Source organism: Streptomyces sp. bgisy159, from assembly GCF_057707805.1.
In genome coordinates, this window is the sequence record NZ_JBYIQX010000057.1 from 1 (window position 1) to 15426 (window position 15426).

The following is a 15426-nucleotide window of genomic DNA, read 5'->3' on the forward strand; positions in this document are numbered from 1 at the left end:
TAACCCGCATGACCCCAAGCGCACCACCGGCGGCTCCTCCGGCGGCCCCGCAGCAGCAGTCGCCGCCCGTCTGACCCCCGCCGACCTCGGCAGCGACCTCGCCGGCTCCCTGCGGCTCCCCGCCCACTACTGCGGTGTCTACGGCCTGCGCCCCACGCAGGGACTCATCCCAGCCCGCGGCCACGTCCCTCGCCCGCCGGGGTGGATCACCAGCAGCGACATGGTCACCCCCGGCCCCCTGGCCCGGCACCCCCGAGACCTCGACCTGCTCCTCGCCGCACTGACGACACCGTCACCCGACGAGAACAACCCCTGGAGCGTCACGCTGCCCACGGCGCAACGCGAGATCGGCCAGCTCCGCGTGGCAGTGTGGGCCGACGACGCGAGCTGCTCAGTCGACCGCAACACCGCCGATGCTCTCGCCACCGTCGAACGGACGCTGACCTCCGCCGGCGCGAGTGTCCGCCACACCACGGGGCCGGTCGGCTTCGCTGACTCTCTGCGCCTCTTCGAGCAACTCCTTTACGCCACCACGACCGCAGCCACCGACGACGACGCCGGCGCCGCCGAACTCGCCGCTGCCCGTGACCTGCACACGGACGATGCGAGCCCTCGAGCCGCCTTCCTCCGCCACCGAACGCAGACACACCGTGTCTGGCTCCGCGCCAACGAGGAGCGCCTCCGGCTCCGGCAGACGTGGCACCGGTTCTTCGCCGACGCCCGGCACGATGTCCTCATTACGCCCGCCGCTCCTACTGCGGCGATCCCAGCCGGGAGCCGCTCTCTCATGGTCGACGGCGTCGAACGGAGCTTCTTCGACCAGACCGGCTGGGCCAACCTGACCAGCCACGTCGGTCTGCCCAGCCTGGTCATGCCTGCTGCGCGTAGCGCCGATGGCCTCCCGATTGGTGTGCAGTTGGTAGGACCTGCCTATTCGGAGCGGTCCTTGCTCGTGATGGCCGAGCACCTGGCGCCTCTGCTCGGCGGGACGGCCGGGGGCGTCATCGGATCATGGAGCGGATGACCTCTGCGTCGCCGTTGTAGGCGATGACGGCACCTTCATCGTCCGTAGGCGGTTCGAACCGAGCGAAGAAGTCGTCCAAGGCTTCGGGAGTCACGTTCAAGGCATTGGCGTCCTTGCGCTGGTTGCGCGCGGCGAGGCGCCACAGGAGCTTCTCCCTGGAGGCCGGCAGGTAGACGAGCAGCGGGAGTCCGCTCGCGGCTCGGACTGTCTTCTTCCATTCCTCGCGATCGGAACGACGCCACAGGCCGTGGTCGAGGACGACGGCACGGCCCGCGCCGAGGTGCTCCGTGAGCTGCGCACGTACGGTCTCGACCGCAGGAGCCTCGCGCTCGAAATACCCGTGCTCGGGGTAGTCGACCCCATACCGGCCGTGGAGGCGGTGGACCTCCTCGTCAACGCTGAGGCGGACAAGGCCCATCGCGGCGAGGGCCTGTGCAAGGTGCGTCTTGCCGGAGCCGGTGATTCCGATGAGCAGGACGGCGGTCGGCTTGCTCACGATGTCGCGCTTCCTCGCGGTACTGCTGGTAGCTGCTGCTTACGTGCGGTCGCGTGGTCCGTAGACGGCGGCTGCCTGGCCGGTGTGGAGGGCCCAGTATCGGTCTCCGTAGCTGAAATGCCACCACTCCGTTGGATAGTTCACAAAACCGGTGGCTGACATGACGCGGCAGAGCGTGTCGCGATGGGCCCGGGCGGCGCCGATGATCGAGTTCGCGTGGGTGTAACAGGCGCCGTCGCTTTCCTCTGGGGAGGCGTTCATCCTCGTCCCCATGTCCACCTCCTGGCCGTCCGAGGCCGCGAGGGTCAGGTCGACGGCCGCGCCGGCGCTGTGCGGCGCGATCTCCGGTGGGGAGACGTAGCGGCTTGCGGCCTCGTGGACGCGGCTGTCGCTCCAGTCGGGGTTTCCGCGACGTAGCTTGGTCGCGTACTCCTCGAAGTACGCCCGCTGGAGCGCCGGAGGTCGGTACCCCTCGACGACGAGCAGGCGGAGCTCAGTGGGAAGCAGTCGCTGGGCGTGTTCCAGGCGCTCGATGAGCCCGTGCCGCAGGTGCGCGAAGTGGCCGTCGGAGTCCTGCTTGCGTTGATCGACGAGGAACAGGCCGGACGCCCGTATGTCGATGAGTTCCTCGCCGCAGTCCTGAACGGGGATGGCGGCGACTCGAGGGTCGGACATTAGCACGATCTTCAACTACGTCTCCTTCGACGCTAAAAGAGGAGCGGCGCGACAGGTGTACGTCGGTGTCGGCGGTCAGGCCAGGCCGTCGCCAGGCATAGCCGCTGTCCGGATGCGAAACGCGTGAAGTGCGCTGGCGAGTGGTCGATGGCCAGGTCGGGCCGCCATGCGGTGAGGATCTGGGCGCTGCACACGAACAGGCCGTCGGGGAGCTGATCGAGCGGGTGCCAAGCCCAGTCGCCGACGCTCTCGTCCGGCTGCGTGGTCGGCTGCCCCTGCCAGGCAAGGACGAGCGCGCCGACGGTGACCCGCAGGACACTTCCGACGTGGTCGAAGAGCGTGCCCAGGAGCTGGACGTCGCCGGTCCGAGCGACCAGACCGGTTTCCTCGCCGAGTTCTCGGATCACCGCGTCCACGAAGGATTCCCCGGCCTCCACGCTCCCACCGGGCAGTTCGAGGGTGCCGCGTCGGTGTCGTCCCAGCAGAATGCCCTGTTCGCTCAGCAGGATCGCTCCGACGCCGACGGCTGCGTGGGCTGCCGGCGCTCGGGTGCTGCGGGGCCGGCTGGAGACTCGCGCTGGCCGGTCGGGAAGGCGCCGGGCGCGGATGACCTGCTGGATAACCGTGGCGCCCTCGTCGGGGTGAGGCAGCAGGTCGATGGCCTCGACGCGGAAGCCGTACTCGGTGAGCAGGTCCTCCCACAGCTGCGGTGACAGGACCCACATCTGCGTCGGCAGGGGCGGATCGTCGCGCAGCAGGATCATCTGCTCGCGCGGCGCCACCTCCGTGGACGGGCCGCGGCCGTGCAAGTCGGTGTGGAGGAGCGAGAGGATCAGAGGGGCACCGGGGCGCAGTCCGTCGCGCAGCGCGGGCAGGGAGCGGTGCGGATCGATGAACCCGAGCGTCCCGATCGCGTATGCGGCGTCGAACGGCGCGGTGCCAGCCAGGTACTCGGCCACGTCTCCTTGGACGAACTCCACGCCCTCCACGTTCGTGTGGGCGGAGATGGCGCGTTCGTGCTGGGTCGGGGACAGCTCGATTCCGGTGACGCGGGCTCCGTGCGCCTGGGCGAGATGGACGGCGTGGTGGCCAGCTCCCGAACCGATGTCCAGGACGCGGCGGCCGGTGACGTCACCGAGGACTTCTGCTCCCGGTCCGACCCCTTCCCAAGGCGTCCAGGTGAGCTGGTCGGGGACGGGCGGGGTGTAGGCGCGAGCCAGTTGTCGCTGCCCATACATATGCCAGGCCCGTGTGTTGGTGTCCTGGGCGGCCACGATTGCCTCCTGGGTGGGTGCGCTGGGGATCAGGTGTGCGTGGTGAGGTAGGCGGGGCCTTCGCCACGACGGGCCTGTTCGATGGCGTCGAGGCGGGCGAAGGCGCGCGGCGCCATCAGTCCCTGCCAGGTGGCGAGGTCGTGCACGGCCCACATGTCGTGCTCGGCGGGATCGAGCCGGATCCGACCGAGCTGCTCTGCGGTCAGCCGCCCTCCGTCGAAGATGAGCCCTACCTTGTTCAGCGGCAGGCGGGGCCCGGCGTGCAGGAAGTGCGTGAGGAGAAGCTTCGGCGTATCCAGGCCCAGTTCGAGGCCGGTCTCTTCGACTGCTTCGCGGCGAGCGGTTTGCAGCGGGTCCTCTCCTTGGGCGTCCAGGTTGCCGCCCGGGAACTGCCAGAGGCGCGAGCCGTAGACCGAGCGCAGTTGAACCGGCCGGTCGTGTTCGTCGCGGATGTACAGGCAGCCGTACACCGTGTGGTGGGGGACGGTGTGCGCGTACTGCGCGGGCGTCATCGGCATCGGTCGGCCTGGCCGTGCAGGGCGGTGGTCGAATGCGAAGGCGAGGGCGCCGAGGCCCTCCTTGGCTGGCGGGTAGATGCTTCGCAGGTTGGCGAGCAGTTCTCCGGGCGGCCCGTTCGGGTCGATGCGCGCGGGGTCCTCTGAACTGAGCAGATCCTCGAAGGAGGGGTACGGGGTGATCCGCTGCACGATGACGTCGAGCTCCCGGCCGGTGTCGCGGTCGTGGAAGACGACCGTGTCGCCGACGGCAACGGCGCGCTTCCGCGGGGTGGCCACCCTCACTTCGATCGTCTTGCGGCCTGCTTCCACTAGGCGGTAGTACCGCGGGAGCAGGCGCATGTGGTGCTCTTGCCGTTCCTCTCTGGCCGCCGGACTCCGGACGGCTGGGATCGCCTGTTGGGTGTCGTCAGGCACACATGCCTCCGATAGATGCGGTGTGGTTCGTTGCGTTCAGCGGCCCATGGAAGGTGAACGGGGGTTGCTCCGTGACGGAATCTTCAGGGTGGACCATGTCCCGCCCCCTGCTCCGTCGGCCCGTCACACCCGGCTGCTCTCGCGGGCCGCGGAGGTGTCCGACCAGCTGGCGATGTAGCCCACTGCTTGTTTCGGCGAGCTGCCGCACTTCCTCGGGCGGGAGGTCCGGGTGCATGGAAGCGGCCATGTTCACACCCAGCCCGTTTCGGAGTAGGAGCGGCCGGCCCGGATGCCCTCGATGGCGACCCTGGTATAGGGGACGAGGTCCTCGGGGAGGGCGGCCGGATCCCAGAACTTCCACTGGGTGCACTTGTCCGGCTCGCGTAGTTCCGGCTCGCCGCCCCAGGTCCGAGCGCGGAAGAACAGGCCCATGCGGGGCCGGCCCCCGGCCCGGTCGATGTGGTGGACGACGTGGACGAGTTCGACGTCCTGTCGTTCGATGCGCTGTTTGTGGCAACTTGAATTGGCCCCACCCCGGCACTGAAGTTGGCCCCACTCGCTGGCAGAGACCGGTCGTGTGGGGGCGTCAACCTCGCTCCGACAAGTTGTTTTGGCCCCACCCCGAACGAGTGGGTTCTCTGGCCGGGGGGAGGGGGCGGAGCGGTAGCGTGAAGCACATCGGATCCGGACTGGACGACGGGCCCCGACAGCCCGCTGGACTACAGGATCTCGACCCGTGTTCGATCCGGGACCGACGGATTCTCCGATCTGCGGTGGACGACGGGACGGGCATCGGCACGACCGGCGGAGAACGGCTCGTGCCTAACTGGGCCGAGGCTGGCGCCCCGCAAGGGACGCCGGCCTCGGTTCTTGAAGCGGATCGGCTCAGAAGCCGTGTCCCGAGCCGCAGCGGAGGGATTGTCGGGGGTTGGGAGGCGCCGTCGGTAGCCTTGCGACGCCTTGGCGGGGAAACGGCTTCAAAGTGCTGTGCCAGGCGCCTCCGGACCGCCGAGGATGGTCAGATGACGATCACTTCGCAGGCCCGTTCCTTCGACAGGGCAGCCGCCAGCTATGCCGCCAACCGTCCTTCGTATCCGCCCGCGCTGCTCGATGCGGTTGAGGAACTCGCCGACCGGCCCTTGAACGGTGCCCGCGTCGCGGACATCGGTGCCGGCACAGGACTGGCGACCGCCCTCCTTCATGCCCGGGGTGCGCGCGTCATCGCGGTGGAACCGGGGTTTGGAATGGCTTCGCAGTTCCGCCTCGGACTGCCCCATGTCCCCCTCGTACTCGGTGACGGCAACAACCTGCCGCTTGCCTCCGAGTCCATCGACGTCATTACCTATGCCCAAGCCTGGCACTGGACCGACCAGCGCAAGTCCGTCCCAGAGGCCCTCCGAGTACTGCGCCCCGGCGGTGCACTCGCTCTCTGGTGGAACGACTCAGACAGCACTGTGTCCTGGATAGCCGACCAGGACTCCCGCCTGCGCCGCCTCTTTGGTGCCAAAGACAGCGAACCCGACCCGATGGCCCGATTCCGCGGCTTGCCAGCCCAACTCAGCTTCGTCACCCGACAGGTCGTGTGGACCAGGAGCGTCCCGCTCGATACCCATCTCGCGAACCTGGCCAGCTATTCCGACTTCCTTGTTCTCGGCGAGAACGGCACCAGGACGTTCCTGGCTGCTGAGCGCGACCTTCTGACCGAAGTCTTCCCGAACGGCACGGTCGAGGAGCACTACGTGGTCAGCTTGGCCGTTGCTGCCCGTTGAACACCATGGCAGCCCAGCGGGCGGATCCGCCCAGAGAAACAATGGCCTGACCTGCGCCGAAGCCCCGCGCATTTTGCCATGCGGGGCTCCGACACCTGTACTCACGACTTGCGGTGCTTCTCCTGGGTCTTCTTGAAGCGGAAGCTGTCGGTGCCCGTCTCGACGATGTGCGCGTTGAAAGTCACCCGGTCCACGATCGCCGCGCAGAGCCGGGGGTCGGTGAACGTCTGCTTCCACTCCGAGAACGGTGCGTTCGAGGCGATGGCGATGGCCCGTCGTTCCTCGCGTTCGGTGAACACCTGGAACAGAAGCTTCGCCCCGGCCTTGTCCAGGTCGAGATAGCCGAACTCGTCGAGACAGAGCAGGTCAACGCGTCCGTAGCGGGCCAGAGTCCGGCCGAGTTTCTTCTCGTCCGCCGCCTCGGCGAGCTCGTTGACCAGGTTCGCCGTGGTCGTGTAGCGGACCCGCATCCCGGCCTCAGCGATCGCGGTCCCGATGCCGATCAGCAGGTGCGACTTGCCGGTGCCGGAGTCCCCGATCAGGCAGAGCGGCAGGCCGACCTTCACCCAGGCCGGGTCGGCCAGGGTGCTGACCTGCTCGGGGGTCACGTTCGGATTCTTCTCGAACTCGAAGTCCTCCAGCCGCTTCGGACGGGGGAAGTTAGCCTCCCTGACCAGCCGGGTCTTCTTCCGCTCCTCTCGCTGGAGGCACTCGGCTTCCAGAAGATCGGCCAGGAAGTCCTTGTAGCTGGCCCGCTCCTTCAGCGCCGTTCCCGCGATCTCCTCCCAGCGTGAGCGGATCGTGGGCAGGTGAAGGGCCCGGCAGGCTTCGTCGATCACAGTCTCGACGGCGCCGGCGGCGGAGGCGTCCTTGCGGGGGCCCGGGACCCGCTCACCGACGTCGAAGAGGGCGGTGCTGTCGTTCATGCGGAACCTTTCGGATGGCGGGTAAGGAGCTGGTCATAGACGTCCACCGACGGCGGGGGACGGTTGTCCTCGGGCAGTTCGGGCCGGCGGGCGGGAAGCGTCAGCAGCTGCCCGCCGGGGATGTCCGCCAAGGGCGGAGGATCGTTCTCGTCGTCCTCCGGCTCGGGGTCGCGGGCGGCGGACTCGGCCCTGCGGGCCTCGATGGCCACCACGTCCGGGCTGATCGATCCGGCCTTGATCGCGGCAGACATCCCGGCCTGGACCGCCTCGGCGGGCATTCGCCGGTGCAGCAGCAAGACCTCGATCAGGGCCCGGGTGCCGGCCGCGTCCCCATGGGCCTTCAGGGCGGCGGCCCAGAACGCCTCATGGATGGCCGTGAAGGAGCCCTCGGCCCGTGCGGCGGCCAGCGCGGTCGACCCGGCCATGGCGCCGGGCTTGACCAGGAGGATCTCCAGGTAGTGGTCCAGCACGTCGCGATATCCGTAGCGTTTGGTCAGCCGAGGATGCCGGGCGACGATGTTCCGGCGCTCGAAGACCAGCAGCTCGTTGCCCCGCAGCAGAACGCGTACCCGTTCGCCGATGAAGCGGGCGGGCACCGAATAGTGGCTCTGGCGGACGGTGATCCGGCTGGTCCGGTCGACCTTCGGAGTCAGCGTGATGCCGCACTCGAAGTCCTCGGTCGGCAGTGGGGCCAGTTCCTCTGCCTCGATGCGGAAGTTGAAGCCGATCGAGGTCAGCTTCCCGCGCAGGATCCGCTCGTCCTCCGCTTCGTCGATCGTGGCGATGCGGGCGTTCAGCTCCTCCAGCGACGGGACGTCGGGCACCGGGACCAGGTGGGCCCGGCGGAAGCGTCCGCCTTCCTGTTCGACCCCGCCCTTCTCGTGGGCGCCTTCCTCACCGGGAATGCAGTAGAAGGCATCGAACCCGTAGTGCGAACGGAAGGTGGTCCACCGTTCCGATTCCACCCGGTTGCGGCCGGTGCAGACCTGCCGGACCGCGGGCTTGAGGTTGTCGTAGCGGATGTGCTTGGTCGGGACACCGCCCAGCACCCGGAATGCCTCCGCATGACCTTCGAGGAACGACTCCTGGGCCTGCGAAGCGAACACCCGGTGGACGGCCTTGCCCGAATACGACAGCCGCAGCGTGAACAGGTGGCACTTGACCACCTCGCCGGCCACCCGCACCCAGACATCCGCGAAGTCGACCTCGGCTTCCTCACCGGGCAGGTGTGTCTGGGGCACCATTCCCTCCAGATGCTGGCGGCCCTCACGGTCCTCCGCCACGATCTCCGGCCGCCGTTTGCGGACGTAGTTGCGCAGAGTGGAATACGACGCCAGGTCGAAGTCATGCTCCTCGGCCAGGCGCTTCTGGATCCGCTCGATGGTGTGCTTCTGCTTCCTCGGTGCCTTCAGATCGGCCCGCAACATCGCGTCGATCCACCCGGTGGCCGGATCCAGGACGCGGAACTGCCGTTGGCTGGACTTGCGCGGCGGCGGGATCGCGGAGGCCATGGCCTGCCGGACGGTTCGGCGGTGAACACCGTATTTCGCCGCCAGCGCCCGCTGCGAGATCGACGGATCGAGACGGACGTCCCGACGGATGTTTTCGAACAGCTCGACACGCGATAGATGCAACCCGGCCTCCCGACACGGCCATGACCAAGCACACGGCCTCCGACATGACCGTGAACGACAGACACACCCTGTCGGGCTCGGGCAGACAGCGCAGACCATTCACTCGGACGAGGGCATGTCGCCTCAGAGTGGCATGAGTGGGGCCAAATCAAATGTCGATCAACTGGGGCCAGATCAAAGTGCCGGAGTGGGGCCAACGAAACCTGTCACAAACAATGCGCAGACCGGCCTCCTCCCATGCCTCTCTGATCAGGCAGGTAATGGCGCTCTCCTGCTCGCAGTGGCCGGCCAGGACGTGCCAGGTGGAAGGCGCGAAGTTGGAGTCGGGGTGGCGCAGCCCGAGCAGCACCGTCCCGTCAGGCCGTTCCAGGTAGAGGTGAACGCCGATGATGTTGGGAACCGTGCCGTGCGGAGCGGCCGGGCGGCGCCCCTCGTGCGATGCGGGCCCGCTCTGCGACACGGTGCGGGATGCGCCGACCGGGCGGCTGGCGGCGTGGCGCCGTACGAGGGCGCTGGTGGTGTCTGCGATGCGGAGGCGGTGGAGGTCGTCGGGGGCGAACCAGGCCAGCATCACCCCTTCCGTCAGGTGGAGTTCGCGGGGGTCACCGTTCCAGCGGCCGGCGTAGATGGCGATGGGTACGGTCCCGCAGGCGTCGTCGGTTGCTTCCTCGATGCCGAACGGGGTCAGGTCGGCGATGTGGAGGCCGGCTTCCTCGGCCAGTTCGCGCCGCACAGTGTGCTCCAGGGTGGCGTCCTGGGGCTCTCGGCCGCCACCCAGCAGTGACCACATCCCCGGCTCCCAGATCCGGCCGGGGAAGTAGTCGCGCAGGTGGAGCAGGTACTCGCCACGGTCGTTGTAGATCAGGGCCGAGGCGTTGGCGGTCGCCGGTCCGGTTCCGGGCGGGAGCTTGAGCAGCTTCTGGCGCAGGGAGGGGGAGGCCACCCTGTGCGCGGGACGCCATTCGATGCCGCCGACCTCTTCTTCCTGCAGTACCAGCGGCACCTCTGCCGCGGTCTGCAGGCGGAAGAGGAACCGGAGGTCGAAGTGCCGGTGGCCGGATTCCCCCTTGCCCGGGTGGGCGTCGATGTCGTGTATGTCGATGTCGAACGGGACAGTCTCGTAGCCGGGCCACGGTGCCACGGCCTGGGGCGGGATCCCGGTCTCCTCGTGCAGCTCCCGAAGAGCCGCCCCTGCCAGGGACTCGTCCTCGGGCTCGGTGTGTCCGCCGGGAGCGAGGACTTTGCCGCTCGCCAGGTGCAGCACGTGCAGGACGCGGCCGAGCGGATCGATGACGATCGCGCCGCAGGTGACGTGTCCGGTGAAGGTGGAGCGGCTGGCGATATCGGTGGGACGGTCGAGGGCGCCCAGGAGGCCGCTGAGCCGCGCGCTCGTGAGGGTGGCGAGCGAGGTAGGTCTCGACGGTGGTGCGGATGTGGTCGGGTGACAGCGGCATTCGGCTACCTCAGAGGAGCGTGAAGCGGGACAGATGGAGGCGGGGTAGTCGTTCGTGTCAGCTCAGCCGCATCCCCTCAGCAGGGATCTCCTCGATGGCAGCGGGCCGAGCGGCAGGCAGACCCCACCGCTCCCGGGCCGTCTCAGCGGCAAGCAAGGCTTGCCGCGCTCCGGGCGGCCCCCATCCGAGCAGGGCGGCTGCTTGGGCGGGGGAGGCGAGCAGGCGGGCGAAGGGGTGGCCGGTGGCAGGGTCGACGGCCGCCGGTCCGACGGCGGTGACCCGGGCGGCCAAGCGGAGCCGGGCGTTGGGCCCCACCCCGCCGTAGACCTCACCGGTTTCGTCCAGCACCCAGCCCAGTCGCACCGGGTCAGTCAGAGCGAGTTGCGCTTCCTCGGCGGCTTCCCGGTGGAGGGTGTCCTCGGGAGTCGCGTCGGTCTTCTCAACCGTGCCGCCGGGCAGCATCGGCAGCGCGCCTTGCGGGCCGGGGTCGGCCAAGAGGACGACCCGGCCGTCGGGGACGAAGCACCACGCCCAGGCTTGCTGCACGGGGAGCCGTTCGGGGACGGGGTCGCGGTTGAAGGGGCTCTCCCACAGAGGCCGGTAGCGAACGTGCACGTCATGGCGGTCCAGTACCGGGACGTCGAGGATGTGCCGGCCGTCCGCGAGGTGAGCGGTGGCCGTGTTCCCGAGCCGTGCACGGTAGGCGGCGAGCATGATCTGCCCGTCCACGGGGCGCAGCCGCTGCACCGCGTCCCGGGTCTCCAGGAAGGCGTACTCGGACAGCTCCTCGCGCGGGAGGCGGATGGCCTCCGCCTGGTCAGGAGTGAGCGTTCCGCCATCGAAAACGAACCGGATCTCCCCGGGGAAACGCGTGCTGTGCTGGCTGTCCGGGTGGTGCGGGGAGAGGGAGTGGACGGCGAGCACGCCCGACAGGGGCAGGCTTGTCAGGCCGAGTTCCTCGGTGATCTCGCGCCGGCAGGCGACGTGCGGGTGTTCGCCGGGTTCGACGACTCCTCCGGGCAGCAGCCACCGGTCGTCCTCGCGGTAGGTGGGGTGAACGAGCAGGACGCGGCCGACTTGGTCAGTGACGAGCGCGGCGGCGCCGACCCACACCGTGTGCCGGGGGACGGCGTGCTGCCCTGCGGACAGGGCGGCACGCGGTGCGACATCATCCGAACCTGAGACGGGAGTGGTCACTTGGCGGTGCCTTCCTTATCGGTGGGGCGGGCATGGGTTCGGCACGGGCCGGGAGCGGTGATCAGGAGGTACGGCCGTTCATCCGGCGCTGCAGCTCCCTCGGACGGTGAGCAGTGCAGCGCGGCCGGGAACGATCGGCCAGTCCACGGTGATGCGGGTGTGCTTCTTGGCAAATACGTGCGGTTCGTGGTCTCTGGTCGGCGGGGTGCAACTGGCGGCCGGTCGTGCGGTGATGCGGGGGCAGAGGGCGCCGCGGTGGTTGTGCTGCCAGTGCCGGACCTGCTCGGCCATCTCCTGTGCAGCGAGGTGTCCTCGGGTGCCGTGGCCATGGACAACGAACTCGTACAGGCCCTTGCCGTCGTCTCCGTCGCCGATGCGCTCGGTGGCCAGTCGCGCGAGGGAGTTGCCGCGGACGATCGCGGCGCCGGGCCAGTGCTTGGGCGGCGGGTTCAGGACCCCGTTGTCGCCGTCGGAGTCGGCCGAGAGGCGGCAAAAGCCCGGCAGGGCCCCGGCGAGGTAGAGGGTGAGGGCGTCGAAGGGTTCCTGGCCGCCTACGGTGACGTGGGTGTACGTCACGGTCGGCTCGCAGGTGAGGGCTGGGGCGAGTTCGTCGACGGGCAACGGGTTGCCGTCTTCCCAGGACAGGTGGACGCCGGTGCCTGGGACGGTGCGGCGATTCCTGTGCCAGGCGCCGTCGCCCTGCATGGCGACAAAGCCGCAGACGATGAGCGGCTCGTCGCTGTGCAAGGCCCCGTCGTGCTTGGTGAAGCTGATGGCCCAGTGGTACCCGTGCAGACGCACCGGTGCGACGAGACGGCCGCCCTCGGCCAGGGCGTCGATCCAGGGCAGATCCCAGGTGTCGACGGTGACCACGATGGCGTCGAATCCGCCGTCCGGCACCACCTCGGCAGGCAGGTGCTCGGCGTCCGCGGTGACCACGCGGATGCGGCCGTATCCGGCCTGAGTCAGGAAGCGGGTGGCCCGGTCGGTGACGGCTGGGTCGATGTCGAGGGTGGTGACGTGGCCGGTCGGGCCGGCGAGTTCGGCGATGAGAGCAGCGTTGTAGCCGCCGGAGCCGATCTCCAAAGCGTGGTGGCCGGGCTGGATGCGGGCGGCTTCGAGCATGTCGGCCTGCAGCCAGGGCGCGGAGATGGAGCTGATGACGGTGCCGTCGTCGCTGTGGCGGGTGGCGATGATCTCGTTGGCGTACGCAGCATGGAGGGGCGTTTCGGGGGCGAAGGCGTGCCGGGGCACGGTGCGCAGGGCGCGGTCGACCGCGGGGGTGCGGATGTGTCCGGCGGCGGCGAGTTCGTCGGCCAGTTGGTGGCGCAGAGCGGTGGCTTCGTCGAGGTCCGTGGTGGGGCGTGTGGTCACGGCGGGCCTTTCGGTCGTGCGGGTCATACCTGGTCCGAGACGGTGGGCGTTGCAGGGTTCGGGATGGTCGCGATCGGGGCGTACTGGGCGGCCTGGGCGTCGAACATGGCGGCGTACCGACCGCGGGCGGCGATGAGTTCGTCGTGGGTGCCGTGCTCGGCGAGGTGTCCGTTGTTGAGGACGTAGATGTGGTCGGCGTGGCGGACGCCGGACATGCGGTGGGTGACCAGGACAACGGCTCGGTTCGGTGCGGCGAGGCGGCGGATGCGGTCGAAGGCTTCGATTTCGGCTTCGGGGTCGAGGGCGGAAGTCGGTTCGTCGACGATGAGGACGCCGTCTGCCTGTGATGTTGAACTGCGCCAGTGCGTGCGGGCCAGGCCGACTTTCTGCCATTCGCCGCCGGACAGTTCGATGGCGCCGCGGAACATGCGGGCCAGCAGACTGCGCAGCCCGTCGGGGAGTTTGGCGATGACGGGGCCGGCAACGGCGTAGTCGACCGAGGGCTTGAGGTCCTGGTCTGTAGCGGGGTGGTCGGGGCGGCCGAGGCGGATGTTCATCGCGGCGGTCACGGGCCAGCGCTGGAAGTCTTGGGTGAGCAGGGAGACGCGCTCGAAGACCTGGGCGCGGTCGAGACCGGTGAGGTCCGCGTCGCCCCAGCGCAGGGTGCCGGCCTCGGGAAGCAGCATGCCCGAGAGGATCTTCATCAGGGTGCTCTTGCCGGAGCCGTTCTCACCCACCACGGCGGTGACCGATCCCATAGGCAGGGTCAGTGACACGCTGTCCAGGGCGGCGGTGTCCCGGTCAGGGTAGCGGTAGGTGACCTGGTCCAGAACGATTTCCCTGACGCGTTCCGGTACGGGCGCACCGCCGGCGGGCAGCGTCCGCTGAGCGGCCTGGGCGAGGAAGCGGCCGTGGTCGCGGACGTAGAGGCTCTCCTCGTGGAGTTGGTTGATGTTCATGACCAGCGCTCCCAGGCTCGCCGAGCCGGTGCGTACCGCGATGACGGCGGTCCCGGCGACGGCGAGGCTCATGTGCCCGGCCATGATCAGCCAGAACATGGCCCCGTAGGTCGCCGCCATCGCCAGACCGGACAGCGCGGAGGCGACCCACTCGGTCAGGGCCTTGTTGGAGGCGAGGCGTTCCTGTTCGGCCTCGGCGCTCTCGGCCATCTGCTCGTAGCGGCTCAGGAGGAAGTCGCCGACGGCGTGGAGGCGCACTTCCTGGGCGGCGGTGCGTTCGGTGAGTAGGTTGCCGATCAGGCGGCTGGCCCGCACGTGCTCGATCCAGCTCATCACCGACACGTATCGTTCCTGGGCCACGCGCATGGCGCCCCAGCCGCGAGGGGCGGCGATGAGGATCAGCATGGGCAGCAGTACGGGGTGGAGTACGGCGAGGACGCCGGCGGTGGTGATCAGCGAGATGAGGCCGTTCAGCGCGGCTACGCAGGCGCTGATCATGCGGCGGGCCGAACCCGGGCCATGCTGGGCGATGTCCACGAGCCGCCGGAAGTCGGGATCGTCGATGGCTTCCAGTTCGACGCTGGCTGCGGCGGCCAGGTACTGCGTGGTCGCGATCCGCTCGACCTTCGGCTCCAGCCGCCCTGCGCGGGAGGTGGACCAGGCGGACAGGGCGGAGTTGATGACGCCGATAGCGGCGGCGGCCAACAGGCCGGGTAACAGGGCGTGCAGCCGCTCGGCAGCGCTGCCGTTGCCGGCGAGCAGAGCGTGCATGACGGCGTTGACGGCGAGCAGGCCGGCGGCTGCGGCGATGCCTTGGCCGATCTCGCTGACCCCGACCGAGAGCAGAGCACGCCGGTCGGCCTGCCACGCCATGCGCAGGGTTGCGCCGACGAGTGTGGGCATGGAGCGCAGCGCGGACATCATGGTCAGGTCCAAGGTCGCGTGCTCGTGCTGGGACCAGCCCATGTCGTAGCGCAGGGGGCCGCCGAACAGCTCGTGTTCGGCGTCGGAGACCTGAGGATCGGCCATCGTGACCGGGCCGAAGAATCTCTTCACCGGGCGCCTCCCGCAGGCCAGTTGATGGCCCGGTAGGACGGGCCGTGTGTGAGCATGTGGAAGATGGTGGCGGTGTAGGGGTGACAGTCCGGCGACGGTCGTTCCATCGGCACCCAGAAGAGCCCTTCGTGCTTGTGTGGCTCGGCGTTGTACGGCTCACCCGTCCAGGACTGTGCCACGAACACGGCGGTGATCCGGTCCAGGCCACCGTCGGAGTCGTGGTGGTGGATTAGCCCGCAGAACTCCTGCTGCTCAGCAGTGATAAGGACCCCCACCTCCTCCATGGCCTCGCGTCGCGCAGCATGGTCGAGTGGTTCACCGACTTCCAGGTGGCCGCCCACGACAGTGAGCTGTCCCGGTGCGAGGGCGGCGTCCAGTGCGCGGCGTACGCACAAGGCGGCGCCGTTCGTACGGAGCAGGACCTGCGCCACGTCGGCGATCAGCTGGTGAGGCGAGTCGCTCACGGGCGGCCCTCCTGTACCAGGCGCTCTACGGTGTGCCGACCATTGGTCACGAGGGCACCGTCGTACCGAAAGCTATAGGTGAGGACGGAGGACGGGAGAGGTGTGGGTTGCGTCATGCCAGGTACCTCGTATCCGGCCGTGACCCGTCGGCGAGCAGAGCTGCGCGACCGGAGGTGAGGCGAAGGCTGGCGC

The 15426-nt window shown here is 69.0% G+C and carries 14 protein-coding genes; 2 read left to right on the top strand and 12 right to left on the bottom strand.

The window, feature by feature from the left end; translation table 11 throughout:
• The coding region (locus AC3ET3_RS32785) for an amidase family protein (protein ID WP_435613432.1) at positions 1–1024 on the top strand (1024 nt) is incomplete at its 5' end.
• On the opposite strand, the gene AC3ET3_RS32790 is transcribed toward AC3ET3_RS32785, so the two are convergent.
• The 5 genes from AC3ET3_RS32790 to AC3ET3_RS32810 form a co-directional block, all read right to left on the bottom strand.
• Positions 1002–1520 carry a P-loop nucleotide/nucleoside kinase family protein gene (locus AC3ET3_RS32790; protein WP_435613433.1) on the bottom strand — a complete coding sequence of 173 codons (519 nt, stop codon included), beginning with the start codon at positions 1518–1520 and terminating at the stop codon, positions 1002–1004. The genes AC3ET3_RS32785 and AC3ET3_RS32790 overlap by 23 nt on opposite strands.
• A gap of 39 nt (positions 1521–1559) precedes the next feature.
• A complete protein-coding gene (locus AC3ET3_RS32795; protein ID WP_435613449.1) occupies positions 1560–2195 on the bottom strand; it encodes a M15 family metallopeptidase in 636 nt (211 codons plus the stop codon).
• A 32-nt stretch (positions 2196–2227) separates the two neighbouring features.
• On the bottom strand, positions 2228–3469 hold the full coding sequence (locus tag AC3ET3_RS32800; RefSeq protein ID WP_435613434.1) for a bifunctional class I SAM-dependent methyltransferase/NUDIX hydrolase: 1242 nt from the start codon (positions 3467–3469) through the stop codon (positions 2228–2230).
• A 29-nt stretch (positions 3470–3498) separates the two neighbouring features.
• Positions 3499–4401: an NUDIX domain-containing protein gene (locus AC3ET3_RS32805; RefSeq protein WP_435613435.1), complete on the bottom strand. Its 903-nt coding sequence runs from the start codon at positions 4399–4401 to the stop codon at positions 3499–3501.
• Positions 4402–4650: 249 nt separating this feature from the next.
• The gene (locus AC3ET3_RS32810) at positions 4651–4833 is read right to left on the bottom strand and encodes an NUDIX hydrolase (RefSeq protein ID WP_435613436.1); all 183 of its coding nucleotides are present in this window, start codon (positions 4831–4833) and stop codon (positions 4651–4653) included.
• A gap of 590 nt (positions 4834–5423) precedes the next feature.
• Here AC3ET3_RS32810 and AC3ET3_RS32815 point away from each other — a divergent pair.
• Positions 5424–6170: a class I SAM-dependent methyltransferase gene (locus AC3ET3_RS32815; protein WP_432159018.1), complete on the top strand. Its 747-nt coding sequence runs from the start codon at positions 5424–5426 to the stop codon at positions 6168–6170.
• Between the two features lie 101 nt (positions 6171–6271).
• Here the strand turns inward: AC3ET3_RS32815 and istB are convergent, their stop codons facing one another.
• The 7 genes from istB to AC3ET3_RS32850 form a co-directional block, all read right to left on the bottom strand.
• Positions 6272–7096, bottom strand: coding sequence for an IS21-like element helper ATPase IstB (gene istB, locus AC3ET3_RS32820; protein WP_432159017.1), 825 nt, complete (start codon positions 7094–7096; stop codon positions 6272–6274).
• Entirely contained in the window at positions 7093–8730 is a 1638-nt protein-coding gene (gene istA, locus AC3ET3_RS32825; protein WP_432159016.1) for an IS21 family transposase, read from the bottom strand. Before istA ends, istB begins: the two co-directional genes overlap by 4 nt.
• 148 nt (positions 8731–8878) lie before the next feature.
• On the bottom strand, positions 8879–9994 hold the full coding sequence (locus tag AC3ET3_RS32830) for an NUDIX hydrolase (protein ID WP_435613437.1): 1116 nt from the start codon (positions 9992–9994) through the stop codon (positions 8879–8881).
• 247 nt (positions 9995–10241) lie between these two features.
• A complete protein-coding gene (locus AC3ET3_RS32835; RefSeq protein ID WP_435613438.1) occupies positions 10242–11381 on the bottom strand; it encodes an NUDIX hydrolase in 1140 nt (379 codons plus the stop codon).
• A gap of 78 nt (positions 11382–11459) precedes the next feature.
• Entirely contained in the window at positions 11460–12755 is a 1296-nt protein-coding gene (fxlM, locus tag AC3ET3_RS32840; RefSeq protein ID WP_159024994.1) for a methyltransferase, FxLD system, read from the bottom strand.
• 23 nt (positions 12756–12778) lie between these two features.
• Positions 12779–14770, bottom strand: a complete 1992-nt coding sequence (locus tag AC3ET3_RS32845; protein WP_079189039.1) for an ABC transporter ATP-binding protein — start codon at positions 14768–14770, stop codon at positions 12779–12781.
• The gene (locus AC3ET3_RS32850) at positions 14767–15234 is read right to left on the bottom strand and encodes an NUDIX domain-containing protein (RefSeq protein ID WP_061915968.1); all 468 of its coding nucleotides are present in this window, start codon (positions 15232–15234) and stop codon (positions 14767–14769) included. Before AC3ET3_RS32850 ends, AC3ET3_RS32845 begins: the two co-directional genes overlap by 4 nt.
• Positions 15235–15426 lie beyond the last annotated feature (192 nt).

What these genes read in the sequence shown, in the direction of transcription:
- AC3ET3_RS32810 (WP_435613436.1), bottom strand. Translation starts at nt 4,833, where the DNA reads ATGGGCCTGTTCTTCCGCGCTCGGACCTGGGGCGGCGAGCCGGAACTA.
- AC3ET3_RS32795 (WP_435613449.1), bottom strand. Translation starts at nt 2,195, where the DNA reads ATGTCCGACCCTCGAGTCGCCGCCATCCCCGTTCAGGACTGCGGCGAG.
- istB (WP_432159017.1), bottom strand. Translation starts at nt 7,096, where the DNA reads ATGAACGACAGCACCGCCCTCTTCGACGTCGGTGAGCGGGTCCCGGGC.
- AC3ET3_RS32815 (WP_432159018.1), top strand. Translation starts at nt 5,424, where the DNA reads ATGACGATCACTTCGCAGGCCCGTTCCTTCGACAGGGCAGCCGCCAGC.